Source organism: Rhodococcus marinonascens NBRC 14363, assembly GCF_001894885.1.
GTDB lineage: Bacteria > Actinomycetota > Actinomycetes > Mycobacteriales > Mycobacteriaceae > Rhodococcus_F > Rhodococcus_F marinonascens.
In genome coordinates this window covers 95,045-120,416 of record NZ_BCXB01000010.1, presented here as the reverse complement: position 1 = coordinate 120,416, position 25,372 = coordinate 95,045, and the positions used below count along the sequence as shown (strand labels likewise).

Below are 25,372 nucleotides of genomic sequence, written 5' to 3'. Positions count from 1 at the left end.
CGCCTGATCAGCGCGACGGCTTGGGGCAGGACGGGTGTGCGCCGGCGTTAACCAAGTCAGCCACAGCCTTACGCGGATCCCCGCTGGTGACAAGCCCTTCTCCAACCAGTACCGCATCCGCTCCCGCTCCCGCGTACGCCAGCAGTTCCGCGGGGCCACGCACGCCCGACTCCGCGATCTTGATTACCTCGGTCGGCAGCCCCGGAGCGATCTCGCCGAAAATGCCGTTGTCGACCTCGAGGTTCTTCAGGTTTCGGGCGTTGATGCCGATCACCTTGGCACCCGCCTCCAACGCCCGGTTGGCTTCATCCTCGGTATGAACCTCGACCAGTGCCGTCATCCCCAGCGATTCCGTGCGATCGATCAACGACACCAGAGCGTCTTGCTCGAGGGCCGCGACGATGAGCAGCACGACATCGGCGCCGTGCGCGCGCGCCTCGTGAATTTGGTACGGCCCGAAGACAAAATCCTTGCGCAGGATCGGGATACTCACCGCTCGGCGGACAGCGTCAAGATCAGCGAGTGAACCGTGGAACCGCCGCTCCTCGGTGAGCACGCTGATCACGCGAGCACCACCGGCCTCGTATGTGGCGGCGAGTTCCGCCGGATCGGCGATCTCGGCGAGTGGGCCCCTGGACGGACTCGCGCGCTTGACCTCCGCGATGACTCCGATGCCAGGCTCGAGCAGGGCGGCGGCGGCATCGAGCGCCGGATGCGCGGCAGCAGCGGCGGCCTTGACTGCAGCAAAGTCGAGAATGGCTTCGCGGGCGGCGACATCGGCACGCACCCCGTCGAGAATCGAGTCGAGAACGGTCATCGTGGCCCGAGTCCTTTCTGGGCGGAAACCCGATGTGAGGAACAATGTCAAGGGTGAGGCAAGCCTAGATGGCACTGTGACGCTGTTTACATTCGGGTACCCGGGCCTCCATCCAGACCGTCAACTTGATCGACACCATCCCCGTTCGCGTCGGCCTTCGGGCGGTCCATTGTCGGATCGTCCCCCGCATCCAGCGCGTCCCAGAGCATGCGCTGGCTGACCGGACCGTCGGCGAAATCGGCCCCGGCTTTCTTCGCCGCTACCCGACGCGCGCCGGGACTCTCGTACTTCGACGAAAGCCCGGCCCCCGCCCGGGGCCGCCGCGCCAGTTCCACTGCAGCGACAAACGCTGCCAAAGCCCCCACCAACACGAGTACGGCAGGCCCGACATGTACAGAAACTGCCTCGACCTCCGCCCTGCCAGGAAGCTCGGCCAGCCGTCCTGCCGCGTCGTCGGAGGCGCCGGACGCGACCACCTCCACCGCAGGGAGCGCGGCCCCGACAGCAACCACCCCGACGAGCACACCGAGGACACGTAACAACCAACCCTTGACCGCGAACGAGGCCGCGATTGCGGCGATCAGAGTCAGCGCCAGCGGAGTGAGCGCAGCGGCCCACGTGCTGCCGACGAGGACGGTCGTGCGTTCTTGACCCAGCCCGTCGGAGGATGTCACCTCCACCCACGTCATCCGGGAGGCACCCCACAGGCACACTGCGGCAAAACCGAGCAACAGTACGGCGAGCACCGACTGGCGCCGCCTCGCGTGTGCTGGTTCCTCCACGGTTCCCAACACATCGCTCACTTCACGTCGCCCCGCATCGCTCATTTCGTGTCGCCCCCTAGAGTCCGCACCGTGTGCGCCGCCGCGATCGCGCTGAGCACCGCCATCGCCTTGTTCCGTGCCTCGGTGTCCTCATATTCAGGGTTCGAGTCCGCGACCACACCCGCGCCCGCCTGGACGTAGCCGATGCCGTCCTTGATCAGCGCCGTCCGGATCGCGATCGCCGTATCCGCGTCACCGGCGAAGTCCAGATACCCGACGATGCCGCCGTAGACGCCCCGCCGCGTCGGTTCGAGCTGTTCGATCAACTGCATCGCCCTGACCTTCGGCGCACCGGAGAGGGTGCCTGCCGGAAAGCATGCAGTGACGGCGTCGAGGGCCTGCTTGCCTTCCGCGAGGTGACCGGTGACGGTGGAAACCAGATGCATCACGTGGCTATACCGCTCGATGTGGCGGTAGTCGTGGACCTTCACCGTTCCCGGTTCGCACACCCGGCCCAGGTCGTTGCGGCCCAGATCGACGAGCATCAGGTGCTCGGCGTTCTCCTTTTCGTCGACGAGGAGATCCTTCTCTAGCAGGAGATCGTCCTCCTCGGTGGCGCCGCGCCATCTGGTTCCGGCGATCGGGTGTGTAGTGGCGACACCCTCGGACACCGTCACAAGCGCCTCCGGGCTCGACCCGACGATCGAGAATTCCGTCTCACCGTCACCGTTCGGCACATTGACGAGGTACATGTACGGGCTGGGATTCGATGCGCGCAGCATCCGGTAGACGTCGATCGGGTCTGCGGTGCAGTCGATCTCGAAGCGCTGCGACAACACCACCTGGAACGCTTCGCCCGCCTCGATGTCCCCCACCAGTTTCGACACATCGGCGCCGAAACCCTCGGTGGTGCGCTGACGGCGGTAGCCGGGAGTCGGCTTCGCGAACGTCGACACTGTGGAGGCGGCCGGAGCAGACAGTGCCGCCGTCATACGCTCCAGCCGCCCGACCGCGTCATCGTAGGCCTCGTCTGCGTATTCGTCGGTGCCGTCCCAATTGACCGCATTAGCGATCAGTGTGATGGCACCCTCATGGTGGTCGACCGCCGCGAGATCCGTGGCCAGCAGCATGACCATCTCGGGGATCTGCAGATCGTCGAGGGCGTGCTCACCGATGCGCTCGATGCGCCGCACAGCGTCGTATCCGAGGAAGCCGACCATGCCACCGGTCAGCGGCGGCAAACCTGGGACCCGTTCGGTCCGCAGCAACTCCAGTGTCGCGCCGAGAGCCGCGATCGGGTCACCACCTGACGGAACACCTGCGGGAACGTTCCCGAACCAGGCGGCTTCACCGTTGACGACGGTCAGCGCCGCGGGACTACCCACACCGATGAACGACCATCGCGACCAGGATCGACCGTTCTCTGCAGACTCGAGCAGGAACGTGCCCGGGCGGTTCGCCGCGAGCTTGGAATACGCCGACAGCGGAGTCTCAGCGTCGGCCAGCACCTTGCGCGTCACCGGGACTACCCGGTGCTCTGCGGCGAGAGCACGAAACTGCGCGCGCGTAGTGGTCGAGTCGGACCCGCCTCCAGGCGTGGTGGCGGCGGAAGTGGGTGCGGGAATCGTAGTGGGCTCGCCGTGCATGCACACCATCATCCCAGGCGCACTCGTCGTGTCTCCGTGCGCGGGTAACCTCGGCACTTATGAAACCTGGTCAGATCGCCCCGGAATTCGTCCTGCCCGATCAGGACGGAGTCGAGCACTCACTGTCGAGCCTGCTCGAGGAGGGCCCACTGGTGCTGTTCTTCTACCCCGCGGCCTCGACGCCGGTCTGCACAGCCGAGGCCTGCCATTTCCGCGACCTCGGCGCCGAGTTCTCCGCTGTAGGCGCTTCCCGCGCGGGTATCAGCATCGACGCCGTCGACAAGCAGGCATCGTTCGCGCAGGAGCAATCCGTCGACTACCCACTGCTCTCGGACGCTGACGGGGCCGTGGCGGAGAAGTTCGGAGTCCGCCGCGGACTGCTCGGCAAACTCGCACCGGTCAAGCGATCCACGTTCGTCATCGATACCGACCGCACGGTGCTCGAAGTGATCTCCAGCGAGTTCCGTGCCAACACACACGGCGATCAAGCGCTCGCGTTCCTCCAAACCCGTCAGGCCACCTGAATCGACTGCTTGGACACGGTGCACGCGTGGATCGACGCACGAATGGAGGGCGCGACTGATGAGTGGTAATGACGAGGCCCGTTCTGCACACACCGATACCCGATGGCTCGACGAAGAGCAGCAGGATGCCTGGCTCACCCTCATCGCCCTGGTCACCCGACTCCCAGCGGCACTGGACACCCAACTCCAACGAGACTCGACTCTCACCCACTTCGAGTACTTCGTACTCGCCTCGCTGTCCGGCGAAAGCGACCGGCGCCTGCAGCTGTCCCTACTCGGCCGGCGCGCCAACGCGTCGCTCTCCCGGCTGTCCCACGTGATCACGAAGATGGAGAAAGCCGGCTGGGTACGCCGTGAGAGCATCCGCGGCGGTCGCGGATGCGACGCAGTCCTCACAGACGAGGGCAAGGCGAAGGTCGTCGAGGCCGCGCCCGCACACGTCGAGACCGTGCGGTCACTGATCTTCGACGGACTCTCGGCCGACCAGGTGCATCAGCTGTCCGAGCTGTCCGGCGCCATGCTCACCCAACTCGACAAAGGCATCGCATCCGGCACCGGGAATGCCTGACGGGGAACGGAACCACCGCGTCACCAGCCGATTCACACCACTTGTTCGTTCAATCCCGGAAACGGAGAACCACCGCCGGGACTTGAACCCCTGCTCCACACGCAGCGACCTTCGGCGTGACCGCGTGCATGCACGCCCTACGAACCGAGATCAACTCCCGCCCACAGAACTTCACACCCCCCCCCGCCTTCGCCACGGCTGAAAACTCGGTATAGACAACCCCGACCATGCCGAGTAGACCTACATGCGAAGTCCTCCGGTGAGGGGAACTATCCGACGGACACCTGGAGACAACTTCCTACGGACCACGAGGAGCTATCCATGTCCAAATCTCTCCGAACTTTCACCCTGCGCGGACCGTGTCCCGGTCGCCGATCACCCTCGATGGTGATCTCGGCTCTCGGCTTTGCCGCGGTTCTCGGGCTGACGACACTGACCGTCGCGGGATTTACTGGTGTGCCGGTCGCGCTCGCCGATGAGGCGCCACCAGGAGCGGTGATTTTCGAGGACGACTTCAGCGGTCCGGCCGGTTCCCCGGTCGATTCCTCGAAGTGGATGCAGGACCCCGGCTTGGGTGAAAACAACGAGCTACAAGAATATATCGCGGGTACAGACAACGTCGCTCTCGACGGCGATGGGCACCTGGCGATCACAGCCAAGATGAATGACGGCACCGACCTCAGCGATCCCCAGGTCGGTGACTTTACGTCCGGACGGATCAACACCTCGCAATCGTTCAACCAGACGTACGGCCATTTCGAGGCGCGAATAAAGGTCCCCACTGGACAGGGCATCTGGCCCGCGTTCTGGATGTTGGGCAGCGACTTCCCAGAAGTCGGGTGGCCGCAAACCGGTGAGATCGACACGATGGAGCACCTCGGTGGTGAGCCAGGCACCGTGCACGGAACAATCCACGGCCCCGGATATTCGGGTGACGATGGCCCCTCCAGTAGTTTCACCCTGCCCGACGGTCAGAGCCTCTCCGACGAATTTCACACATATGCTGTCGACTGGTCTCCGAACCTGATCACCTGGACACTGGACGGTCAAACGTACGCAGCCCGCACGCCAATGGACATTGGCACGGACAACCAGTGGGTCTTCGACCATCCGTTCTTCATGATTCTCAATGTTGCGGTCGGCGGCAACTTTCCCGGAAACCCTGACCCCAGCACATCATTCCCACAAACGATGTTGGTGGACTATGTGCGCGTCACCAGCAACGACGGCGGGACGGACTGTCCGATGAACGGTGGATTCGGATCGGCATCGGTTTGTTGATGCGCCCAAGGCCGACGTAGGTGACCAGGGCGGGTTCAACCTGTCGATGCAACACCGGGCTGTTGCAACGAGCGTAGTTGTTCCTCGAAGACCTCAGCCGGAGTCCGCCAGCCGAGTATCTTGCGAGGCCGATTGTTGATCACCAAGGCGACGGCTTCGAGGTCGTCTGCGGACCACCTGGACAGATCGGTGCCCTTCGGAAAGTACTGGCGCAAAAGGCCGTTCGTGTTCTCGTTCGTCGGTCGTTGCCAGGGCGAGTGCGGGTCGGCGAAGAACACTCTCGTGCCGGTATCGAGGGCCAACTGAACATGTCCGGAGAGTTCCTTCCCTCGGTCCCAGGTGAGGGTCTTACGGAACTGCTCGGGGAGCGTGGTCATCGATGTCGTCAGCGCGGCGTTCATCGCGACGGCGCCGTATCCGCCGAGGGACGGACCGTTCTTCACGGGTGGTTTCTCGCCCCACCCCTCCATCCGAGGCAGGTGCACCAGGATCGTGGATCGACTGCTGCGCTCGACGAGCGTACCGATCGCGGACCGGCCGGTCCCGATGATCAGATCCCCTTCCCAATGCCCCGGGACGGCGCGATCGGCGGCTTCGGCGGGGCGCTCCGAGTGGACGACATCCCCGGTGACATGACCTTGCGGCTTGTTCTGCGACCGCGCTCGGGGAACCCGCAACGCACGGCCGGTGCGCAGGCATGCAACCAGCTCCCGCTTCAGCGCGCCCCTGCCCTCGATGAACAACGATTGGTAGATCGCCTCGTGGCTGATGCGCATGGACTCATCATCGGGGAAGTCGATCCCCAGCCGGTGGGAGATCTGTTCCGGGCTCCACGCCGTCGCCCACCGCCTGTCCTGTCGATGCGGTTTGTTCAGCCCCTTCCACGCGGGCGTCTCAGGCCCACGGACGATCGTGCCGTCGGGTCGGCAGACGCTGCCGGAGAGCCGCTCTTGCACGTATTCACACAACCTGGTGTTATCCAACAGCTTCGCCGTCTTCGGACGCTTCGCGGCCTGTTGCGCTTTCCACTGTGCGACCAGGGCGCGGTAGACCGGCTGGCCGCCCCGGGTCGCTGCGTTGCGACGCAGTTCGCGTGAGATCGTGGCCGGGTCGCGTCCGATCCTGCGGGCGATGTCGCGCACGCCGACATCCTGGGCGCGCAACAGCGCGATCTCCTCACGCTCGGCGAACGACAGGTAACGGCTCGTGGGCTCGTCCAGGCTGATCGGCGGCATACCGCCAGCGTGACGGAACCACCGAGACCCGACCGGCCATGACACGCTGACGGCCTCCGCGGCTTCGGCTGTCGTCACTCCCGATGCGATCCGCCGCCAGAAGTCCCGCTGCACCGCACGAGAGGGCTCCGGCCGGCCTGGTGAACGCGTCGGAGGTCGCAACGCCCTGTCCGCCGCCCACTGCCGCCGGGCACCCGCCGGTGCCTCCGGCATCTGATTGTTGCTGCGTCCCATCGCGTACCTCCGTGATCGAGGTGTTGCGACGGCCGATTGAATCCGCCCAGCGTCCGGGAGTCGGAACTACTCGATTTCACGCACTTCGAGAGAAGCTTGATCGCAGTCCTGGCCCCGATACCCGTGTATCGGGGCCAGGACTGGACCGCCCCACATGTTCTACAGGTGCCCTAACGAACGTGTTTCCCAACATGATTGGGACAACGGAGCTGTGGCTGACCTCCCCGGGCCACTCCACGGAGAGTGAGTCGCCAGAAAGAACCGTGCCGGGAGCGCTCACCCCAGTGGCGTCCCGCCGACACCCCAACTGTCACGCGGGACCTCGATGATCGTCACCCACACCTTCGCCGGATCCTTGCCGGTCGCCTCGGCGTAAGCCTTGGTGACCGCCTCGATGGTGGCGCGCTTCTGCTCAGCGGTAAACCCGGGTGTCTGGCTGATCTGGATGAGCGGCATAGACCCATTCTGCCGAATGACCGAATCTGCTCGACAGTAACCTATTCGCCACTCAGAAGTACGTCGGAATCGAAGCAGGTGTGTGTGCCGGTATGGCACGCGGCACCCTCCTGATCGACGAGGAGCAGAACGGTGTCGCCGTCACAGTCGAGGCGCACCTCGTGAACGAACTGTGTGTGCCCCGATGTCTCGCCCTTCACCCAGTACTGCTGGCGCGACCGTGAGTAGTACGTGCCCTTCCGGGTCTCGAGGGTCCGCGCAAGGGCCTCGTCGTCCATCCACGCGACCATCAGCACTTCGCCGGTGGACTTCTCCTGCGCCACGGCGCTGAACAGGCCTGCCTCGTTGCGCTTGAGGCGGGACGAGATGGCCGGGTCGAGACTCATCGGACAACAATCCCTTCTTCGCGCATGGACTTCTTCACATCGCCGATGGTCATGTCGCCGAAGTGGAAGACGCTGGCCGCCAGCACGGCGTCAGCGCCTGCTCCCACAGCGGGTGCGAAGTGCTCGACGGCTCCCGCTCCCCCGCTGGCGATCACCGGCACGTGCACGGCGGCGCGCACCGCGCGAATCATCTGCAAGTCGAAGCCCGCCTTGGTGCCGTCCGCGTCCATCGAATTGAGCAGGATCTCCCCCACTCCCAGTTCGGCGCCGCGGAGCGCCCACTCGACCGCGTCGATGCCGGTACCGCGTTTGCCGCCGTGGGTGGTGACCTCCCAGCCAGATGCGGTGGAGGGTCCGCCCTGCGCAACGGTCCGCGCGTCCACCGACAACACGATGCACTGGGAACCGAAACGTTCACTGAGTTCGCGCAGCAACTCCGGCCGGGCGAGGGCCGCGGTGTTCACGCTCACCTTGTCGGCTCCGGCACGCAGCAGTCGATCCACGTCCTCGACAGTGCGAACTCCACCGCCGACCGTCAGGGGAATGAAGACCTGCTCGGCCGTCCGGCTCACCACGTCGAGCATGGTGCCCCGATCCGCGGTAGACGCGGTGACGTCGAGGAAGGTGAGTTCGTCTGCTCCCTGGGCATCGTATGCTGCGGCCAACTCGACCGGATCACCCGCGTCGCGTAGGTTCTCGAAGTTGACACCCTTGACGACACGTCCCGCATCGACGTCCAGACACGGTATTACCCGAACCGCCAGAGTCATTGCGCCCGCCCTCCATGAAGTCCGGAACGTGGATCACCCAGTGACCCGAGGATATCGAGAATATCGTCGTGCACCCCGGGCGCACCTGCCAGCACGGAACCCGACTCGATGGTCCACGGATCGCCGGCCAAATCTGTGACGACGCCGCCGGCGGCCCGCACCAGTGCCACGCCAGCTGCATTGTCCCACGCATTGTGCCCAAAGATCACCGCGCCACCGAGTATCCCGGCTGCGGTGAACGCGAGATCCACACCGGTGGATCCGTGAATCCGAATGCGCGACGACACCCTGCTCAACTGCGCTAGGACCTGCAGCCGAAAGGGGCCGGGGATGCGCCCACGGCTGTCGATGTTGAGGGCACCCATGCCGACGATCGACGAGGCCAGCGAGCCTCGGTCGAGTCTCGGCAGCGGTTTCCCGCCCTCGAGGAGTGGTCCGTCTGCAACGGCGGCGTACCGACGTCCGACGAGCGGCAGCCAAGTGAGACCGAGAATGGGCACGCCGTCGTCGAGAAGTGCGAGGAGCGTGCCGGCGGTCGGCAGACCCGCCGAGTAGTTGAAGGTGCCGTCGATGGGGTCCAGCACCCAGATGGGTCCGCTGTCGAGGTCGGGGCCGCCGAACTCCTCACCGTGGACGTCGATACCGGTCCGGTCGCGTAGTTCTCCGGTCAGCCGCTTCTCGAGCTCCAGGTCGACGGCGGTGGCAAAGTCGTCAGGACCTTTGTGCACCGCGCTCGGCGCCCCGACACCGGAGACGAAGCGGTCGTGCACACCGTCCAGAAGTTCGGCGGCGATGGTCAGGAGTTCCTGTGGGTCGCGGGACAGGTTCATGGTCGGTGCACTCGGCCCGCGACCGCGGCGAGCGCTTCGGGGAGGGTGAACCGTCCCGCATAGAGCGCCTTTCCGACGATGGATCCCTCGACTCCCTGGTCGACGAGTCCCGCGATCGCCTCGAGATCGTCGATGGTCGAGACCCCGCCCGAAGCGACCACCGGTGCGTCGGTGGCCGCGCAGACCTGAGCGAGGAGTTCGAGGTTGGGACCGGTCAGAGTGCCGTCCTTGCTGACGTCGGTGACGACGTACCGCGAGCAGCCGTCCTTGTCGAGTCGGGCCAGGGTCTCCCACAGACTTCCACCTTCGGTCACCCAACCGCGGCCGCGGAGTTGATAGTCGCCGTCGACGAGGCGCACGTCGAGGCCGACGGCGATCTTGTCTCCGTACTTCGCGATCGCGCGGGCACACCAGTCGGGGTTCTCGATGGCGGCGGTGCCGAGGTTCACGCGTCCACAGCCTGTGGCCAGTGCGGCCTCGAGCGACTCGTCGTCGCGGATTCCACCGGACAGTTCCACCTGGACGTCGAGTTCGCCCACCACGTCGGCGAGCAGTTCGCGGTTGGAGCCACGCCCGAAAGCGGCATCGAGGTCGACGATGTGCACCCACTCGGCGCCGTCGTTCTGCCACGCGAGGGCTGCGTCACGTGGCGAGCCGTACCCGGTCTCGCTGCCGGCCTCCCCCTGGACGAGACGGACAGCTTCACCGTTGACGACATCTACAGCAGGCAAAAGGACCAGGCTCACGTGCGACAACCCTAGTCGCTCAGCGGTAGGAACGGGGCTTCGGGTCCCCGCGATCGGCACCGTACGCGTGGCCGATCGTGCCTCACAGGCTCCGGACCCAGTTGCCGAGCAACTCCGCACCCGCGTCTCCGGACTTCTCGGGGTGAAACTGCGTGGCGGACAGCGCGCCGTTCTCGACGGCAGCGAGGAATTTGCCGCCGTAGTCGGCCCACGTCAGCGCGGGCGGAGCGAGTCGTTCCGGCGTCGGGAGTTCCCAGGTCTGCGCGGCATACGAGTGGACGAAGTAGAACCGGGTATCGGGGTCGATGCCAGCGAACAGGGTGCTGTTGTCCGGCGCCTCGACGGTGTTCCAGCCCATGTGCGGCAGCACGTCGGCCTGGAGTCGTTCGACGGTGCCTGGCCACTCGGCACAGCCGTCCGTCTCGACGCCGAACTCGACGCCGCGTTCGAAGAGGATCTGCATACCGACGCAAATCCCGAGGACCGGCCGTCCGCCGGCAAGGCGCTGACCAATGATCCGCTCGCCGCGAACCGCACGAAGTCCTTCCATGCACGCCGCGAATGCACCGACGCCGGGAACGACCAGACCGTCGGCAGCGAGCGCCACCTTGTGGTCGGAAGTGACCTCGACGCGCGCGCCGGTCCTGGCCAGCGCGCGGGTGGCCGAATGCAGATTGCCGGAGCCGTAGTCGAGGACGGCAATCGTTGGGACGCTCATCCGGTCAGCCTATCGGGCGGCTCAGCGGGCCCGAGCGCGCGGACGACGACCACCCCGACGGCCGGAACGACCGCGACCGCCGCCGCCGCGACCGCGAAGACCCAGGAGTACCCGGCCACTGAGGCGACGACTCCGAGCGAGAGCGACCCAATCCCCGCGCCCGCGTCGAAACCGATGTTCCATCCGGCGCTCGCGGCGCCGAACCGTGAGGGACCCGCTGCGGTGAAGATCATGACCAGCGACTCGTTCTGCACCCCGCCGAAGCCGAACCCGAAAGTGAGTGCCGCGCATACCAACAGCGCCTGGGACGCATGAGTTGCCGCAGCGAAGGTGAACAGCACCATCCCGAGGCACACGAACGCCAGGGCGGGCACCAGGGCACGACCCACTCCGATTCGGTCGGAGACGAACCCTGCCGCATACCGTCCCAGGAGTGTCGCACCACTCGAGACCGCGAGAATCACCCCTGCGAGTGAGGCCCGTTCCGAGAGGGCGATCGGCAGCAGGCTGGACAGACCACCGAATGCGGCGGCGGCGACCGCGACCGCAAGCCACGGCGTCAGAAGTACCCGCAGCGGAATGCGGCCGTGCGACGCACGATCGGGCGGGCTCTCGATCGCGGGCAATCTCGTGATCGCGAGCACGGCTAGCACGGGAATCAGAGCACCGATCACGAAGGCCGGGGTAGCAGACCAACGCTGCATGATCGCCAGGCCGGCGGGCAGACCGATCATCTGTGCAGCAGCGACCGCGATTCCCTGGGCGCCCGTAGCCCGACCGAGTATCTCGCGTGGCGCGAGTTCGGCGATCAGTGCGGACCCGGCGACGGTGAGCATGCCGAAGCCCGATCCCCGCACGGCAGACACGGCGAGCACGGGGATCGCGTCGGTGGACAGCAGGAACAGCAACGACGGCGGACCGAGCAGCAGACACCCGATGGCGAGTACCCACCGGTGCCCCCACCTGCGCAGGAGTCGGGGCACTGCCAGTTGGGTGGCCACGGTCGCTGCCATGAAAACGGCCGTCACGCTGCCGGCCAGTGCGTCGGAACCGCCGGACAGGGAGACGACCAGCGGAACGACGGGCAGCAACACCGCCCATCCACCGAACGCCGCGGCGCCCATCACCATGGCGGTCGGTAGACCGGGTGTGCGGAACAGGCCGGGGCGTGGCTTTACAACGACCGCCACTTACGTCAACCCGACAACGCCCGCCACGGCTGCCAGCACGGCCAACGCCAGCAGCACACCGGATGCCAGTTTGTTGAACTTCCACATCGAGTAGGCGCCGCCCGCCGCGATTCCCGCGGCGATGAACAGAACGTAGACCAGGACGACACTCACGATCGGGGCCCCATCACAGGCTGCCCTTGGTGGAAGGCACACCCGTGACGCGGGGATCCGGTTCGACCGCCTCACGCAGGGCGCGGGCAACGGCCTTGAACTCCGCTTCCGTGATGTGATGCTGGTCGCGGCCGTAGAGCACCCGCACGTGAAGGGCGATGCGGGCGTTGAGCGCGATCGACTCGAACACATGGCGATTGATCACCGTCGCATACGGGACACCGGGGTATCCGCCGATGACGGCGTGCAGGAGGTGTTCCGGTTCCCCGGTGTGCACGCAGTACGGACGCCCCGACACGTCGACCGACGCATGGGTGAGCGTCTCGTCCATCGGAATGAACGCGTCTCCGAACCGGCGGATGCCCTTCTTGTCTCCGAGTGCCTGGCCGAGTGCCTGGCCGAGCACTATCGACGTGTCCTCGACCGTGTGGTGTGCCTCGATCTCGATGTCGCCCTTCGCGCGGACGGTGAGATCGAAGCTGGCATGGGAGCCGAGTGCGGTCAGCATGTGGTCGAAGAACGGAACACCGGTCGAGACGTCGACGACGCCGGTGCCATCGAGGTTCAGTTCGACGGTGATGCTGGATTCTTTGGTGGTTCGTTCCACCTTGGCTGTGCGATCGGTCATGCTCGGTCTCCTGAACTGGTGAGTTCGGTGGCGGCGATCTCGTCGCCGGCCAAAATGAAGGCGTCGTTCTCGGAGGCTAGTCCGACGGTGGCGCGAAGGTAGCCTGGAATTCCGACGTCCCGGATCAGCACCCCACGGTCGAGGTAGGCCTGCCAGGCCCGGGAACTGTCGGCGAATTCGCCGAAGAGAATGAAGTTCGCGTCGCTAGGAATAACTCGGAATCCCTTGTCTTCCAGCTCTTTCGAAACCCGGGCCCGTTCCGCGGCGAGCGCGTGCACGCTGCCGAGCGTCTCGTCCGAGTGCCGCAGGGCCGCCCGGGCGGCGGCCTGCGTGACCACGGACAGGTGGTAAGGCAAGCGGACCAGCAGCAGCGCCTCGACGAATGCCGGTGCGGCCGCGAGGTATCCGAGCCGGCCGCCGGCGAATGCGAACGCCTTGCTCATCGTCCGCGACACCACGAGCTTCGACGGATACTCGTCGATCAGGGTCAATGCGCTCGGAGCATCGGAGAACTCGGCATACGCCTCGTCCACGACGACGATGCCCGTTGCGGCGTCGAGGATCCGGCGCAGGTCCGCGATCCCGATGCTGTGCCCGGTCGGGTTGTTGGGGCTGGTGACGAACACGACGTCGGGCCTACGTTCTCCGATAGCCGCAGTGACCGCGTCCACGTCGAGGGCGAAGTCGGCCCGGCGGAAGACCGGCAGCCAGTCGGTCTGCGTGCCGTCGGCGATGATCGGGTGCATCGAGTACGACGGCACAAAGCCCATGGCACTACGACCGGGACCTCCGAACGCCTGCAACAACTGTTGGAGGATCTCGTTGGACCCGTTGGCCGCCCACACGTTGTCGACCGTGACGGGAACGCCGGTCTGATGGGCGAGATACGCGGCGAGATCGGTGCGCAGTGCCACCGCGTCCCGGTCCGGATAGCGGTGCAACTCCCCCGCCGCCTCCCGGACGGACTCCGCGACGTCGTCGACGAGAGCCTTCGTGGGGGGGTACGGGTTTTCGTTGGTGTTCAACTGCACCGGGACGCTGAGTTGCGGAGCGCCGTAGGCCGACTTGCCGCGCAGGCTGTCCCGGATCGGCAGTGCGTCCACGCCGATCGACGCGCCGGGAACGTTCGCCGCCGTCACTGCAGGGCCTCGAAGCGCAGGCGCACGGCCTCACCGTGGGCCGGCAGGTCTTCGGCGTTGGCGAGGGTGATGACGTGACCGGTGACCTCTTTCAGCGCAGCTTCGGAGTAGTCGACGACATGGATGCCCCGCAGGAAGGTCTGCACGCTCAGACCGGACGAGTGCCGGGCGCAGCCGGCGGTGGGCAGCACATGGTTCGACCCGGCACAGTAGTCGCCGAGGCTGACGGGCGCCCACGGACCCACGAACACCGCACCGGCGCTGGTCACCTCGGCGGCCACGGCGGACGCGTTCTCGGTCTGGATCTCGAGGTGCTCGGCCGCGTAGGCGTTGACAACGCGCAGTCCCGCCTCGATGTCGGAGACCAGGACGATTCCGGACTGGGAGCCCGACAGGGCGGCGGTGACCCGCTCCCTGTGCTTCGTGATCTCGAGCTGAGCGGCCAGCGCGGTGTCGACGGCATCGGCGAGTTCCACGCTGGTGGTGACCAGGATGCTCGCCGCCATCACATCGTGCTCGGCCTGGCTGATCAGATCGGCGGCGACGTGCACGGGATCGGCGGTGGAGTCGGCGAGGACGGCGATCTCAGTGGGGCCTGCCTCGGCATCGATCCCGACAAGGCCACGGCACAGCCGCTTGGCAGCGGTGACGTAGATGTTGCCGGGCCCGGTGATCAAGTCGACGGGAACCAGTTCGGCGGTGTCGGTGTCGACGGCAGTGCCGTCAGCAGCAGCCGTGTCGGTGCCACCGTAGGTGAGCAGGGCGACGGCCTGAGCGCCGCCGACGGCCCATACCTCGTCGACGCCCAGCAGGGCTGCCGCGGCGAGGATGGTCGGGTGCGGCAGGCCGGCGAAGTCCGACTGTGGCGGCGACGCCACGACGAGGGACCGGACGCCGGCCGCCTGCGCGGGCACAACGTTCATCACGACACTCGACGGGTAGACGGCGTTGCCACCGGGAACGTAGAGACCGACACGGTCGACGGGGACCCACCGCTCGGTGACGGTCCCGCCGGGAACCACCTCGGTGGTGGTGTCGGTGCGCCGCTGATCGGCGTGGACCTTGCGGGTCCGTTCTATCGCTACCTCGAGCGCGGCGCGGACTGACGGGTCGAGCTCGCGGAGTGCGCCATCCAGTTCGGCCTGCGGCACGCGCACCTGAGCGGGCCGGACGCCGTCGAACTGCTCACTGAATTCGAGTGCCGCTTCGGCGCCGCGATCACGGACCGCCTCGACGACGGGGCGAACCTTGTGTAGGACCGCGTCCACATCCACTCCACCTCGGGGAAGTGCGGCCCGAAGTTCGGCCGTGGAAGGGGTACGACCGCGAAGGTCGGTGCGGGCGAGCATGAGAGGTCCTCTCTGCGACTGGCGGGACGCGGCGAATGGCGGACACAGCGTCATTCAAGGAGCGCACCGTTCACGAAGAACTGAGCACGACACCGACTATCCAGGATAGCCGGACCCCATTTTCACCGGCCGGCGGCGGAAGGAGGATTTCTCGTAGCGGTGATAGGGGGCTGTTGATTGTGCTCATTCGCGAGTGGAGCGCAGGAACCTCCGGGCCAGATCCTCCTCGACGGACGGCCCCGGAGTCCATTCGGCGATCCACGGCCCCGTGCCTTCGCTGGGGTCGACCACTCCCCGCTCGAGCCAGGCGTACCGGCCCTCGAGGACGGATTGCGCGACCTTCCGGTCGACCTCGTCGGTGTTGTGCCACAGACCGTCGAACAGTTTCTCGACCCTCAGCGCAGCCTGTCGGCAGAATACGTCGGCGAGTTCGTAGGCTGCAGCGCCCTCGGCCTCGTTCTCTTGGCGCTGCATCTCCGCCTTGACGCACGTGGCGGACATCGCGAAGAGTTCGGCACCGATGTCGACGACCCGACCGAGAAACCCTTGCTGCTTCTCGAGCGCCGCCTGCCAGCGGGCCATTCCGTAGAACGTGGAGCGAGCCAGCTTGCGGGAGTGTCGCTCGACGAAGCGCAGATGCTTGGCCAGGACGCCGAACTCGCCGTAGGACGTGGGCACCTGCCCCTTGCCCGCAACCAGCTTCGGTAGCCATTTCGCGTAGAAGCCGCTGGCCTTCGCAGCCGCGCGGGCCTTCGCGCCGGTGTCGGCGTGCGGATCGGCGAGATCGCCCGCAGCGGTCAAATGCGCGTCGACGGCCTCCCTGGCGACGAGCAGGCGCATGATCTCACTCGAACCCTCGAAGATCCTGTTGATGCGCAGGTCGCGGTCCAATTGCTCCGCGGGCACCGCACGTTCACCGCGGGCGGCCAGGGACGCCGCGGTCTCATAGCCACGGCCGCCGCGGATCTGGATCAGCTCGTCGGAGATGACGCAGGCCATCTCAGACGACCACAGCTTGGCCAGCGCCGCCTCGATCCGGATGTCGTTGCGGCCCTCGTCGTTCATCTGCGCCGACAGATCCACCACCGCTTCGAGGGCGTAGGTGGTCGCGGCCACGAACGACAGCTTGTTCGCGACGGCCGCATGCTCGCCGACGGGCTTTCCCCACTGCACGCGCACCCCGGACCATTCCCGGGCGATCTTCAACGACCATTTCCCGGCACCGGCACACATCGCCGGAATCGCGAGCCTGCCGGCGTTCAGCGTGGTAAGCGCGATCTTCAGGCCGTCCCCTTCACGCCCGATCAGATTCTCCCGGGGCACACGGACCTTGTACATGCGGGTGACACCGTTCTCGATGCCCCGCAATCCCATGAACGCATTGCGCCGTTCGACGGTGATGCCGGGTGAGTCGGCCTCGACGACGAAGGCCGAGATGCCGCCGCGGTGACCCTCGCTCTTCGGCACTCGTGCCATGACGACGAGCAATTCCGCGACGACGCCGTTGGTAGTCCACAGTTTCACCCCGTCCAACTGGTAGGCGGCACCATCTTCGATGGGGATCGCCGACGACGCGAGGCGCGCCGGGTCGGATCCGACGTCCGGTTCGGTGAGCAGGAACGCGGAAATGGCGCCCCGAGCACAGCGCGGCAAGAAATCGCGCTTCTGCTCGGGTGTCCCGGCGAGCTTCAGCGGCTCAGGGACTCCGATCGATTGATGGGCCGACAGGAGCGCGCCCAGGCTCGGATGCACGGAGGCGACGAGCATCAGCGCCCTGTTATATGCCACCTGTGAGAGTCCGAGGCCACCGTACTCCGGAGAAATCTTCAGTCCGAAGCACCCGAGGTCGGCGAGACCACGGACATACTCGTCGGGAATACGCGACTGGGATTCGATGACGGCGCCGTCGATCTCCTCGCAGTACACGCGGAGGCGGCCTAGGAACTCCTCTGCCTTCGCCGCGTCCTCGGGCATCGGCTTCGGGAAGGGATGGATCAGATCGAGCCGGAATCGTCCGAGAAACAATTCTTTCGCGAAAGACGGCTTGTCCCAACCGGACTCCCTCGCCTCCTCAGCGACGGCTCGCGCTTGTTCCTCGGTGACCTTCGGAGCAAATGTGTCGACCATGACGCGCCTCCTACTACCGGGTAGTCCTACTGACGAGTATCCCCCAATCGGCCCACTCGGAACAGGGTTTCGGCCGTTGTCCCGTAGTAAATCCTCCCCTCACCTGCACGAACCTCAGGTACCAGGGTGGCCGTCCCGCCGGTAGCATGACGTCGTGTCGTGGCAAGTGTGGTATGCGGTGTTCGGAGCTTGGTGCCTGATCAGTGTGTCCCCGGGCGCGGGCGCGGTTGCGTCGATGTCCACGGGGATGCGATTCGGCCTAGGACGCGGCTACTGGAACATCGTGGGTCTCGAACTCGGGTTACTGCTGCAGCTCGTGGTGGTCGCCGCCGGGCTAGGGGCGTTGCTTGCGAACTCGACACACGCGTTCACAGTGATCAAGTGGTTCGGCGTCGCCTACCTGGTGTATCTCGGGATTCGGCAGTGGCGAGCGAGCGCGACCGATACACCCGACGGCGGCGGCGAGACCGGAGAAGCGAGTGGACCGGCGATGGTCCTGCGCGGCTTCCTCGTCAACGCCAGCAACCCGAAGGCCACCGTCGTCATGCTGGCGGTGATCCCCCAGTTCATTACCCTGCACGAGTCGCTGCTCCCGCAGTACGCAATCATCGCCATCACCATGATTGCTGTCGACATGGCCGTCATGATCGGCTACACGGGGCTGGCGTCGAGGGTCCTTACGCTGATGCGGTTGCCGCGCCAGCAGCGCGCCACCAACCGAACGTTCTCCGGCCTGTTCTTCGTGGCGGCCACGCTCCTGGCCACGGTGCGCCACGCCGTCTGACCGGTGGGTAGGTCGTCACATATCGAGGCCGAGGTCCAGGACGGTCACCGAGTGGGTGAGCGCACCGACTGCGAGGTAGTCGACACCGGTGCGGCTTCCCGGACGGCATGCAAGGCGCCACCACCGAGCCGGCGGCGGCGACGTGGTTGTCCTTGATCAGCGCGGCGTCGCCGAGACCCATGCGGTGGTTGACACCGCCCCCTACCCGGACGGCGTACTTCTGTAGGGCTCGCAGCCCCGGCAGGGTCTTGCGGCTGTCGCGGATCTTCGCGCCGGTGCCCTCGACCGCATCCACCCACGCGGCGGTCGCGGTCGCGATGCCCGAAAGGTGGCAGACGAGGTTGAGCATCGTGTCGGCCGATCAACGTGTGGGGGGTGACGCCACCACCCCGACCCTCACCCGCCGACCGACCGATGCGGCAACCACCTGCAGGGACCTCATGGCGACCCGACCCACGGCAGGCTAGGAATCCGACCGGCGGGACGGGTTCGCTTCCTGTGCAAATCCACCCCTCAGCTGCACGAATCCGCTGCAGTCCAGTTGTCGTCGGGCGCACCGTAGCATGGTCTGATGTCTTGGCAAGTGTGGTATGCATGGCTCGGGGCCTCGGTCGTGATCAGCTTGTCCCCAGGGGCAAGCGCGATCTTATCGATGGCCACGGGAATGCGATTCGGCCTACGACGCGGCTACTGGAACATCGCGGGTCTTCAGTTGGGATTGCTGCTCCAGATCGCATTGGTCTCCGCCGGACTCGGGGCGCTGCTCGCGAGTTCGACACTCGCGTTCACGGTGATCAAGTGGCTCGGCGTCGCATACCTGGTGTATCTCGGAATTCGGCAGTGGCGGGCGAGCCCGACCGATATGTCCGGCGTCGACGGCGAGGTCACCGAGACCAGCGGCCCAGCGATGGCGCTACGCGGCTTCCTGGTCAACGCCAGCAACCCGAAGGCCATCATCTTCATGCTGGCGGTGCTCCCCCAATTCCTCACCCCGTCGGCGCCACTGCTGCCTCAGTACCTGATCGTCGCCGCCACCCTGATAGCCGTCGACGTCGTCGTCATGACCTTCTACACCGGGCTGGCGGCGAAGGTTCTGCGGCTGATGCGGTCGCCGCGCCAGCAGCGGGCCACTAATCGCACGTTCTCCGGGCTGTTCTTCGCTGCGGCGACCTTCCTGGCCACGGTGCGGCGCGCCGTCTGAGCGGTGGGTAGGTCGTCACATATCGAGGCCGAGGTCCAGGACGGTCACCGAATGGGTGAGCGCACCGACTGCGAGGTAGTCGACACCGGTGCTGGCGTAGTCGGCCGCGACCTCGAGGGCCAGCCCCCCTGACGATTCCAGCTTGGTGCCGGGGGCGTTCGTGTCCCGGCGCTGCACCGCGATCTGCGTCTGCCACAGCGGGAAATTGTCGAGCAGCACCAGTTCGACGTTCTCGGCCAGCACCTCGTCGAGTTGCTCGAGGCTGTCGACCTCCACCTCGCACTCAAGGCCCGGTGCGGCTTCCCGGACGGCGTGCAAGGCGGCCACCACCGAGCCGGCGGCGGCGACGTGGTTGTCCTTGATCAGCGCGGCGTCGCCGAGACCCATGCGGTGGTTGACACCGCCCCCTACCCGGACGGCGTACTTCTGTAGGGCTCGCAGCCCCGGCAGGGTCTTGCGGCTGTCGCGGATCTTCGCGCCGGTGCCCTCGACCGCATCCACCCACGCGGCGGTCGCGGTCGCGATGCCGGAGAGATGGCAGACCAGGTTGAGCATCGTGCGCTCGGCGGTGAACAGCCCGCGCGTCGGAGCGGACACCGTCAGCACCGACTGCCCGGGGGCGACCCGGGTGCCGTCGGCGACCCGGTCGAGCACCTTGTAACCGCCCGCTCCGATCACCTCGTCGAGCACCAGCAGTCCCACATCCAGACCGGCGACGGTCCCGTGCGCACGGGACACCACAGACGCCGTGGCCACGGCGTCGGCCGGGACCGTGGCCACCGAAGTGACATCGGGTCCGTACCGCAGATCCTCGTCCAGCGCGAGACGCAGGAGCGCACGCACCTCGTCCGCGTCCAGTCCGTGCGGAAGCAAGGGGTCGGTCATCACGCCGCTCCTGACAATTGGGGTTCGAGAAGTTCCAATTCGGCGTTCCGCAACCGCACGTGCGTGCTGCGACGCCACTCTTCCGACGTCTCCGGGTAGTCACTGCGGGTGTGGCATCCGCGGCTCTCGGTCCGCGCGGCGGCGGCGAGCACCAGCGCGGATGCGGCAACGGTGAGGGCAGCGTCCGCCAGGGCGGTCTCTCCCTCCGGCACGGTGCTCGGCGCGGAGGCCAGGGCATCGGCCACCGCCTCGAGGCCGACCGCGTCCCGGACGACAAACGAATGGTCGGTCATCAACTGCTGCAACAGCTCTCGTGGTACGGACGGCATCGCCCGTTGTTCAGGGTCGACTGCTTCCACCCGGACGTCGGATCGCTCGGCGGCCGCCGCACCGACGCGTTCGCCGACCACGAGCCCCTCGAGGAGGCTGTTCGAGGCCAGCCTGTTCGCGCCGTGTAGACCGGTGCGTGCCACCTCCCCCGCGGCGTAGAGACCGGGAACCGCGGTGCGGCCGTGGACATCGGTCACCACGCCACCGCACGCGTAGTGCGCGGCGGGCGCCACCGGGATCAACTGCTCACGCGGATCGATCCCGGCTTCCAGGCAAGACGCCGTGACCGTCGGGAACCGCTGCGCGAAACCCCTCAGGTGTCGCGCATCGAGATACACGTGATCCTGGCCCAGTTCCCGAAGCCTCGATGCGATCGCTCGCGACACGACGTCACGGGGTGCGAGGTCGCCCAATGGATGCACCCCGGCGGTCACGGAATCGCCGGCGGCGTCGACGAGGATCGCGCCCTCTCCGCGGACCGCTTCGCTGATCAGCGGACGCCGCCCGAGCCCGCCGGGGGTGAACAGGACCGTCGGATGGAACTGCACGAACTCGAGATCCGCGACGACGGCGCCCGCATCCAGTGCGAGTGCGATACCGTCCGCCGTGGCTCCGGGCGGGTTGGTGCTGCTCGTGTACAGCTGACCGAGCCCACCCGTCGCCAGCAGCACCGACGGGCAATGGACTACCCCGAGGCCGCGCGGGGACTCGACGAGGACACCGGTCACCCCGCGGGCGTCGGTCAGCACCCGGACCGCGGCCGCGTCGAACAGCACGGACGAGCCGGCGGCCCCGAGCGCGCGCTGCACCTCGGCGCCGGTCGCGTCGCCGCCGGCGTGGATGATCCGGTGTGTGCTGTGTCCGCCCTCCCGGGTACAGGACACCTCTCCGTCCCGGCCGCGGTCGAACACCGCGCCGAGTTCGGCGAGCGCCGTCACCGCGTCCTGGCCGCCGGCCACGATCGAGCGCACGGCTTCCTCGTCGCACAGCCCGGCCCCCGCCTCACAGGTGTCAGCGACGTGCGAGTCGACCGAGTCCCCGGCTTCGGCCACGACCGCAATGCCGCCCTGCGCGTACTGAGTCGCGGTGTCGGCCGGTCCTCCCTTGCTGACGGTCAGCACCGTCAGGCCCCGCAGCGCGGCAGTGCGGGCAGCCGTCAGTCCGGCTACCCCACCACCGATCACGACGAGGTCGGCGTGCTCCTCCCAGAGGATCCCCCGGACGGGTCCGGTCACTCCCCGCCGCCCGAATTCCCGATCTCGATCATTCGTTGCACCGACTTGCGGGCACGCTCGGCGGTCGCGAGATCTACGTGAACCTCGTCCTTGCCCTCGAGCAGGCAGCGGAGCAGGGCGGCCGGGGTGATCATCTTCATGTAGGGGCAGGACGCGCGGTCGTTGACGGCCTGGAAGTCCACCTCGGGCGCGGCCTTGCGCAACTGGTGGAGCATTCCGATCTCGGTGGCGACGAGGACCTGCTTGGCGCCGGTCGCCCGGGCGGCGTCGAGCATGCCGCCGGTGGACAGGATCTTCACCTTGTCCTCGGGCACGAATCCCTCACCGGCGAGGTACAGCGCCGATGTGGCGCAGCCACACTCGGGGTGGACGTACAGTTCGGCATCGGGGTGCGCCTTGGCCCGGGCCGTCAATTCGTCGCCGTTGATGCCGGCGTGCACGTGGCACTCGCCAGCCCAGATCTGCATGTTCTCGCGACCGGTGACCCGCTTGACGTGGGCGCCGAGGAACTGATCGGGAAGGAACAGCACCTCGCGGTCGGGGTCGATGGACGCGACGACGTCGACGGCGTTGGACGACGTGCAGCAAATGTCCGTCAGCCCCTTCACCTCGGCGGTGGTGTTGACGTACGAGACGACGATCGCGTCGGGAAACTCGGCCTTCCATTCACGCAGTTGAGCGGCCGTGATGGAGTCGGCCAGCGAACAGCCGGCGCGCTCGTCCGGGATCAGCACGGTCTTGGCCGGACTGAGGATCTTCGCGGTCTCCGCCATGAAATGCACGCCGCAGAACACGATCGTGTCCTCGGGCGCCTCCGCCGCGAGGCGCGAGAGCGCCAGGGAGTCGCCCACGTGGTCGGCAACGTCCTGAATGGCGGGCAACTGATAGTTGTGCGCGAGGAGGGTCGCTCCCCGTTCCCGTGCCAACCGCTTGATCTCGGCAGCCCACTCTTCGGTCGCCTCGACGCCCGCGTAGCCGCCGGGACCGTCCTGAATCTGCGGGCGTGTTCCCGCCCACAACGTAGAGGTCGTCATGGCTTGCTCCTTCACCGTGGACTCGGCGGGCCGGTCCAAATTTCCGAAATCAGGGTTTTCGACTTAGGATCGAAAACATGCCCAATAGTAGCACCACGCATGAAGTGCTCACCGCGGTGTTCCAGGTTCGCCACTTCCCCGCCGACGCCGTCGCGAGCCGATCAGGTGCGGTGTGTCACGCGGGCGGGGCCACGGAACTCGCGGTATTGCTGTGGCAGCGGGCCCGTGATCCGCAGGCGGACGCGTGGTCATTACCCGGCGGACTCGTCCGCAACGATGAGGACCTCATCACATCTGCGCGGCGGCAACTGGCCGAGAAGGTGGACGTGCAGGAGGTCTCGCATCTCGAACAGCTGTCGGTGTTCAGCGACCCTCACCGGGTGCCAGGTCCGCGCACCATCGCGTCGACCTTCCTCGGACTCGTCCCGCTCCCCGCCGATCCGAAGTTGCCGACGGACACCGTATGGCACCCGGTGTCCGACCTGCCCGAGATGGCCTTCGATCACGGGACCGTCGTCGAGCACGCCCGAACACGGCTCGCCGCCAAGCTGTCGTACACCAACATCGCCTACGGCCTCGCTCCCGCCGAGTTCCCCATGTCGACGCTGCGCGAAATCTATTGCGCCGCCCTCGGTTACCAAGTGGACGCCACCAATCTGGCGCGCGTGCTCGGCAGGCGCGGCGTGCTGACCGCGACGGGGAACACGGCCCGGTCCGGGCGCACGGGCGGGCGCCCGGCCGCGCTCTACCGCTTCACCGACTCCTGCTTGCGCGTCACCGACGAGTTCGCGGCGCTGCGACCGCCGGTCTGACCGCCTTCGGTAGGGCTGCCCTGCGAAACGTCACCCCTGAGCGAGACCTCGCCAGAACATATCGGATGCAGCGGCGACCACCTCGTCGACCGGGGCGCCGTCGAGCATCCCGGCCGCGGCGAGAGTCGCGATGCCGTGGAAGGTCGCGAACGCGACCAGGGCTATGCGCGACGGGTCCCCGGGACCGATGTCGCCCGCGGTCTGGGCCTCGGTCACGATCCGCACCGTCAGATCCATCGACGTGTGGCCGGCCTCCACCACCTGGGCGGCAGCCCCGGGCGCCTTCTTGCGGCTGTACATCAGTGCGAGCAACTCGTCGTGTGTGAGCGCGAACGTCACGTAGGTGCCCGCGAGTGCACCGAAGCGGGCGCGGGCATGTGGTTCCGCCTCGTCCATTGCCTGTTCGAGCGCCTTCGTCAGACGTAGAAACCCCGACTCGGCGAGCGCGTCGAGCAAGGCCTGCCGATCCCGGAAATGTTTGCTCGGTGCCGCGTGGCTGACCCCGGCCTCCCTGGCGAGGCGCCGAAGGGAGAGTCCGTCGACGCCGTCCTCCTCGAGCGTGCTCTCGGCGCGAGCGAGCAGCACCTGCCGCAGACTCCCGTGGTGGTACGGCTGCTCGGCGACGGACATGGCGCAATCGTAGCAAAATGTTGGCATTGACTACTTTGTTGTCACTGACTACATTCGGGGGAACTTACCGACTCAGGAGCGCACACATGTCTCTAGACGTATCCGGAACGACCGTCCTCATCACCGGCGCCAGCGCGGGCCTCGGCGCCGATTTCGCCCGACGCTTTGCCGAGCGAGGTGCGAACCTCGTTCTCGTCGCCCGCCGCGAAGACCGGCTCGAGCAGCTCGCGACCGAACTCCGCGACAAGCACCAGGCATCGGTCACCGTGCTCCCGTTCGACCTCGCCACCCCCGGCGCCGGCGAACGACTGAGAAGCGAACTCACCGCCCGCGACATCCGCATCGACTCCCTGGTCAACAACGCTGGATTCGGCACGCACGGAGACTTCGCGTCCGCGGACCTGGACAGGCTCACCTCTCTCATTCAGCTCAACGTCACGACGCTCGTCGAGTTATCCCACATCTTCCTGCCCGATCTACTCCGCGGACGCGGCCTACTGCTGAACATCGCGAGCAGCACCGCGTACCAGCCGACCCCCGGTATGGCCGTCTACGGGGCGAGCAAGGCATTCGTCCTCCACTTCACGGAGGCGTTGTGGGCGGAGGCCCGGGGCACCGGACTGACAGTGCTCGCGCTCTCCCCGGGCCCGACACACACCGAGTTCTTCGACGTCGTCGGATCCCAGGACGCCGCCGCCGGGCACATGCAAACCGCAGAACAGGTGATGAACACCGCATTCCGTGCCCTCGACCGCCGCAACCCACCGCCGAGCGTCATTTCCGGGTGGACGAACAAGATATCGGCACTCGGCTCGCGCCTGGCGACCCGCCGGATCACCGCGCTGATCGTCGGGCGCATGCTCGGTAACGTGCGGTTGCGCGCCAAGGTCGAGAAGTAGC

The 25,372-nt window shown here is 66.7% G+C and carries 27 protein-coding genes and 1 pseudogene; 7 read left to right on the top strand and 21 right to left on the bottom strand.

Translation table 11 applies throughout. The features are described from left to right. Positions 1-7: 7 nt before the first annotated feature. From trpC to RM2_RS09585, 3 genes are all read right to left on the bottom strand, one after another. Positions 8-817: an indole-3-glycerol phosphate synthase TrpC gene (trpC, locus tag RM2_RS09595; protein WP_072688593.1), complete on the bottom strand. Its 810-nt coding sequence runs from the start codon at positions 815-817 to the stop codon at positions 8-10. An 86-nt stretch (positions 818-903) separates the two neighbouring features. Then, the gene (locus RM2_RS09590) at positions 904-1,644 is read right to left on the bottom strand and encodes a TIGR02234 family membrane protein (protein ID WP_139277717.1); all 741 of its coding nucleotides are present in this window, start codon (positions 1,642-1,644) and stop codon (positions 904-906) included. After that, entirely contained in the window at positions 1,641-3,227 is a 1,587-nt protein-coding gene (locus RM2_RS09585) for an anthranilate synthase component I (protein ID WP_072688684.1), read from the bottom strand. The genes RM2_RS09590 and RM2_RS09585 overlap by 4 nt, the downstream gene beginning before the upstream one ends. Positions 3,228-3,286: 59 nt before the next feature. Here RM2_RS09585 and RM2_RS09580 point away from each other — a divergent pair, with 59 nt between their 5' ends. The 3 genes from RM2_RS09580 to RM2_RS09570 all read left to right on the top strand — a co-directional run bounded on the left by RM2_RS09580 (position 3,287) and on the right by RM2_RS09570 (position 5,600). Continuing rightward, positions 3,287-3,751, top strand: coding sequence for a peroxiredoxin (locus RM2_RS09580; RefSeq protein WP_072688591.1), 465 nt, complete (start codon positions 3,287-3,289; stop codon positions 3,749-3,751). A gap of 58 nt (positions 3,752-3,809) precedes the next feature. Further along, a complete protein-coding gene (locus RM2_RS09575; protein ID WP_072688590.1) occupies positions 3,810-4,319 on the top strand; it encodes a MarR family winged helix-turn-helix transcriptional regulator in 510 nt (169 codons plus the stop codon). Positions 4,320-4,640: 321 nt separating this feature from the next. Then, a complete protein-coding gene (locus RM2_RS09570) occupies positions 4,641-5,600 on the top strand; it encodes a glycoside hydrolase family 16 protein (RefSeq protein ID WP_218017217.1) in 960 nt (319 codons plus the stop codon). A 35-nt stretch (positions 5,601-5,635) separates the two neighbouring features. Here RM2_RS09570 and RM2_RS09565 read toward each other — a convergent pair whose 3' ends face one another. The 13 genes from RM2_RS09565 to RM2_RS09510 all read right to left on the bottom strand — a co-directional run bounded on the left by RM2_RS09565 (position 5,636) and on the right by RM2_RS09510 (position 17,561). After that, complete coding sequence (locus RM2_RS09565; RefSeq protein WP_072688681.1) at positions 5,636-7,048, bottom strand: IS30 family transposase; 1,413 nt, start codon at positions 7,046-7,048, stop codon at positions 5,636-5,638. 297 nt (positions 7,049-7,345) lie between these two features. After that, positions 7,346-7,543, bottom strand: a complete 198-nt coding sequence (locus RM2_RS09560; RefSeq protein WP_139277720.1) for a tautomerase family protein — start codon at positions 7,541-7,543, stop codon at positions 7,346-7,348. Positions 7,544-7,566: 23 nt separating this feature from the next. Beyond that, complete coding sequence (gene hisI, locus RM2_RS09555) at positions 7,567-7,911, bottom strand: phosphoribosyl-AMP cyclohydrolase (RefSeq protein WP_072688587.1); 345 nt, start codon at positions 7,909-7,911, stop codon at positions 7,567-7,569. Beyond that, on the bottom strand, positions 7,908-8,681 hold the full coding sequence (gene hisF / locus RM2_RS09550) for an imidazole glycerol phosphate synthase subunit HisF (protein WP_072688586.1): 774 nt from the start codon (positions 8,679-8,681) through the stop codon (positions 7,908-7,910). The genes hisI and hisF overlap by 4 nt, the downstream gene beginning before the upstream one ends. Beyond that, positions 8,678-9,511 carry an inositol monophosphatase family protein gene (locus tag RM2_RS09545; protein WP_072688585.1) on the bottom strand — a complete coding sequence of 278 codons (834 nt, stop codon included), beginning with the start codon at positions 9,509-9,511 and terminating at the stop codon, positions 8,678-8,680. The genes hisF and RM2_RS09545 overlap by 4 nt, the downstream gene beginning before the upstream one ends. Further along, positions 9,508-10,257: a bifunctional 1-(5-phosphoribosyl)-5-((5-phosphoribosylamino)methylideneamino)imidazole-4-carboxamide isomerase/phosphoribosylanthranilate isomerase PriA gene (gene priA, locus RM2_RS09540; RefSeq protein WP_072688679.1), complete on the bottom strand. Its 750-nt coding sequence runs from the start codon at positions 10,255-10,257 to the stop codon at positions 9,508-9,510. The genes RM2_RS09545 and priA overlap by 4 nt, the downstream gene beginning before the upstream one ends. 82 nt (positions 10,258-10,339) lie before the next feature. Continuing rightward, positions 10,340-10,975: an imidazole glycerol phosphate synthase subunit HisH gene (hisH, locus tag RM2_RS09535; protein ID WP_072688584.1), complete on the bottom strand. Its 636-nt coding sequence runs from the start codon at positions 10,973-10,975 to the stop codon at positions 10,340-10,342. Continuing rightward, the gene (locus RM2_RS09530; protein ID WP_072688583.1) at positions 10,972-12,165 is read right to left on the bottom strand and encodes an MFS transporter; all 1,194 of its coding nucleotides are present in this window, start codon (positions 12,163-12,165) and stop codon (positions 10,972-10,974) included. The genes hisH and RM2_RS09530 overlap by 4 nt, the downstream gene beginning before the upstream one ends. Continuing rightward, complete coding sequence (locus RM2_RS24440) at positions 12,166-12,318, bottom strand: CG2302 family histidine operon protein (protein WP_169846696.1); 153 nt, start codon at positions 12,316-12,318, stop codon at positions 12,166-12,168. Between the two features lie 13 nt (positions 12,319-12,331). Beyond that, the gene (gene hisB, locus RM2_RS09525; RefSeq protein WP_072688582.1) at positions 12,332-12,946 is read right to left on the bottom strand and encodes an imidazoleglycerol-phosphate dehydratase HisB; all 615 of its coding nucleotides are present in this window, start codon (positions 12,944-12,946) and stop codon (positions 12,332-12,334) included. Further along, the gene (locus RM2_RS09520) at positions 12,943-14,085 is read right to left on the bottom strand and encodes a histidinol-phosphate transaminase (protein ID WP_072688581.1); all 1,143 of its coding nucleotides are present in this window, start codon (positions 14,083-14,085) and stop codon (positions 12,943-12,945) included. Before RM2_RS09520 ends, hisB begins: the two co-directional genes overlap by 4 nt. Then, entirely contained in the window at positions 14,082-15,434 is a 1,353-nt protein-coding gene (gene hisD / locus RM2_RS09515; RefSeq protein WP_072688580.1) for a histidinol dehydrogenase, read from the bottom strand. The genes RM2_RS09520 and hisD overlap by 4 nt, the downstream gene beginning before the upstream one ends. Before the next feature lie 183 nt (positions 15,435-15,617). Beyond that, entirely contained in the window at positions 15,618-17,561 is a 1,944-nt protein-coding gene (locus tag RM2_RS09510; protein WP_072688579.1) for an acyl-CoA dehydrogenase family protein, read from the bottom strand. A 154-nt stretch (positions 17,562-17,715) separates the two neighbouring features. Here RM2_RS09510 and RM2_RS09505 point away from each other — a divergent pair, with 154 nt between their 5' ends. Continuing rightward, positions 17,716-18,345 (top strand): LysE family transporter, encoded by a 630-nt coding sequence (locus tag RM2_RS09505; protein ID WP_072688578.1) that lies wholly within the window; start codon positions 17,716-17,718, stop codon positions 18,343-18,345. 15 nt (positions 18,346-18,360) lie between these two features. Here RM2_RS09505 and RM2_RS09500 read toward each other — a convergent pair. Then, positions 18,361-18,697 (bottom strand): annotated as a pseudogene (locus RM2_RS09500) (beta/alpha barrel domain-containing protein); the annotation flags it as partial. 219 nt (positions 18,698-18,916) lie between these two features. Between RM2_RS09500 and RM2_RS09495 the strand changes: the two are divergent. Then, positions 18,917-19,546 carry a LysE family transporter gene (locus tag RM2_RS09495; protein WP_072688576.1) on the top strand — a complete coding sequence of 210 codons (630 nt, stop codon included), beginning with the start codon at positions 18,917-18,919 and terminating at the stop codon, positions 19,544-19,546. A gap of 15 nt (positions 19,547-19,561) precedes the next feature. On the opposite strand, the gene nadC is transcribed toward RM2_RS09495, so the two are convergent. From nadC to nadA, 3 genes are read right to left on the bottom strand one after another with little or no spacing between them, the layout of a single operon-like run. After that, complete coding sequence (gene nadC / locus RM2_RS09490; protein ID WP_072688575.1) at positions 19,562-20,431, bottom strand: carboxylating nicotinate-nucleotide diphosphorylase; 870 nt, start codon at positions 20,429-20,431, stop codon at positions 19,562-19,564. Beyond that, positions 20,431-21,996 carry an L-aspartate oxidase gene (locus RM2_RS09485; protein WP_072688574.1) on the bottom strand — a complete coding sequence of 522 codons (1,566 nt, stop codon included), beginning with the start codon at positions 21,994-21,996 and terminating at the stop codon, positions 20,431-20,433. Before RM2_RS09485 ends, nadC begins: the two co-directional genes overlap by 1 nt. Then, positions 21,993-23,030, bottom strand: coding sequence for a quinolinate synthase NadA (nadA, locus tag RM2_RS09480; RefSeq protein WP_072688677.1), 1,038 nt, complete (start codon positions 23,028-23,030; stop codon positions 21,993-21,995). Before nadA ends, RM2_RS09485 begins: the two co-directional genes overlap by 4 nt. A 77-nt stretch (positions 23,031-23,107) precedes the next feature. Here nadA and RM2_RS09475 point away from each other — a divergent pair, with 77 nt between their 5' ends. After that, complete coding sequence (locus tag RM2_RS09475; protein ID WP_072688573.1) at positions 23,108-23,842, top strand: NUDIX hydrolase; 735 nt, start codon at positions 23,108-23,110, stop codon at positions 23,840-23,842. A gap of 30 nt (positions 23,843-23,872) precedes the next feature. Here the strand turns inward: RM2_RS09475 and RM2_RS09470 are convergent, their stop codons facing one another. Next, positions 23,873-24,472, bottom strand: a complete 600-nt coding sequence (locus RM2_RS09470; protein ID WP_072688572.1) for a TetR/AcrR family transcriptional regulator — start codon at positions 24,470-24,472, stop codon at positions 23,873-23,875. 86 nt (positions 24,473-24,558) lie between these two features. Here RM2_RS09470 and RM2_RS09465 point away from each other — a divergent pair, with 86 nt between their 5' ends. After that, on the top strand, positions 24,559-25,371 hold the full coding sequence (locus tag RM2_RS09465; protein ID WP_072688571.1) for an SDR family NAD(P)-dependent oxidoreductase: 813 nt from the start codon (positions 24,559-24,561) through the stop codon (positions 25,369-25,371). The last annotated feature ends 1 nt before the right edge of the window (position 25,372 follow it).

What these genes read in the sequence shown, in the direction of transcription:
- RM2_RS09510 (WP_072688579.1), bottom strand. Translation starts at nt 17,561, where the DNA reads ATGGTCGACACATTTGCTCCGAAGGTCACCGAGGAACAAGCGCGAGCC.
- RM2_RS09580 (WP_072688591.1), top strand. Translation starts at nt 3,287, where the DNA reads ATGAAACCTGGTCAGATCGCCCCGGAATTCGTCCTGCCCGATCAGGAC.
- hisD (WP_072688580.1), bottom strand. Translation starts at nt 15,434, where the DNA reads ATGCTCGCCCGCACCGACCTTCGCGGTCGTACCCCTTCCACGGCCGAA.
- RM2_RS09585 (WP_072688684.1), bottom strand. Translation starts at nt 3,227, where the DNA reads ATGCACGGCGAGCCCACTACGATTCCCGCACCCACTTCCGCCGCCACC.
- hisI (WP_072688587.1), bottom strand. Translation starts at nt 7,911, where the DNA reads ATGAGTCTCGACCCGGCCATCTCGTCCCGCCTCAAGCGCAACGAGGCA.
- hisB (WP_072688582.1), bottom strand. Translation starts at nt 12,946, where the DNA reads ATGACCGATCGCACAGCCAAGGTGGAACGAACCACCAAAGAATCCAGC.
- nadA (WP_072688677.1), bottom strand. Translation starts at nt 23,030, where the DNA reads ATGACGACCTCTACGTTGTGGGCGGGAACACGCCCGCAGATTCAGGAC.
- RM2_RS09590 (WP_139277717.1), bottom strand. Translation starts at nt 1,644, where the DNA reads ATGAGCGATGCGGGGCGACGTGAAGTGAGCGATGTGTTGGGAACCGTG.
- trpC (WP_072688593.1), bottom strand. Translation starts at nt 817, where the DNA reads ATGACCGTTCTCGACTCGATTCTCGACGGGGTGCGTGCCGATGTCGCC.
- RM2_RS09475 (WP_072688573.1), top strand. Translation starts at nt 23,108, where the DNA reads ATGCCCAATAGTAGCACCACGCATGAAGTGCTCACCGCGGTGTTCCAG.
- RM2_RS09565 (WP_072688681.1), bottom strand. Translation starts at nt 7,048, where the DNA reads ATGCCGGAGGCACCGGCGGGTGCCCGGCGGCAGTGGGCGGCGGACAGG.
- RM2_RS09465 (WP_072688571.1), top strand. Translation starts at nt 24,559, where the DNA reads ATGTCTCTAGACGTATCCGGAACGACCGTCCTCATCACCGGCGCCAGC.
- nadC (WP_072688575.1), bottom strand. Translation starts at nt 20,431, where the DNA reads ATGACCGACCCCTTGCTTCCGCACGGACTGGACGCGGACGAGGTGCGT.
- RM2_RS09570 (WP_218017217.1), top strand. Translation starts at nt 4,641, where the DNA reads ATGTCCAAATCTCTCCGAACTTTCACCCTGCGCGGACCGTGTCCCGGT.
- RM2_RS09495 (WP_072688576.1), top strand. Translation starts at nt 18,917, where the DNA reads ATGTCTTGGCAAGTGTGGTATGCATGGCTCGGGGCCTCGGTCGTGATC.
- RM2_RS09470 (WP_072688572.1), bottom strand. Translation starts at nt 24,472, where the DNA reads ATGTCCGTCGCCGAGCAGCCGTACCACCACGGGAGTCTGCGGCAGGTG.
- hisH (WP_072688584.1), bottom strand. Translation starts at nt 10,975, where the DNA reads ATGAGCGTCCCAACGATTGCCGTCCTCGACTACGGCTCCGGCAATCTG.
- RM2_RS09545 (WP_072688585.1), bottom strand. Translation starts at nt 9,511, where the DNA reads ATGAACCTGTCCCGCGACCCACAGGAACTCCTGACCATCGCCGCCGAA.
- RM2_RS09575 (WP_072688590.1), top strand. Translation starts at nt 3,810, where the DNA reads ATGAGTGGTAATGACGAGGCCCGTTCTGCACACACCGATACCCGATGG.
- hisF (WP_072688586.1), bottom strand. Translation starts at nt 8,681, where the DNA reads ATGACTCTGGCGGTTCGGGTAATACCGTGTCTGGACGTCGATGCGGGA.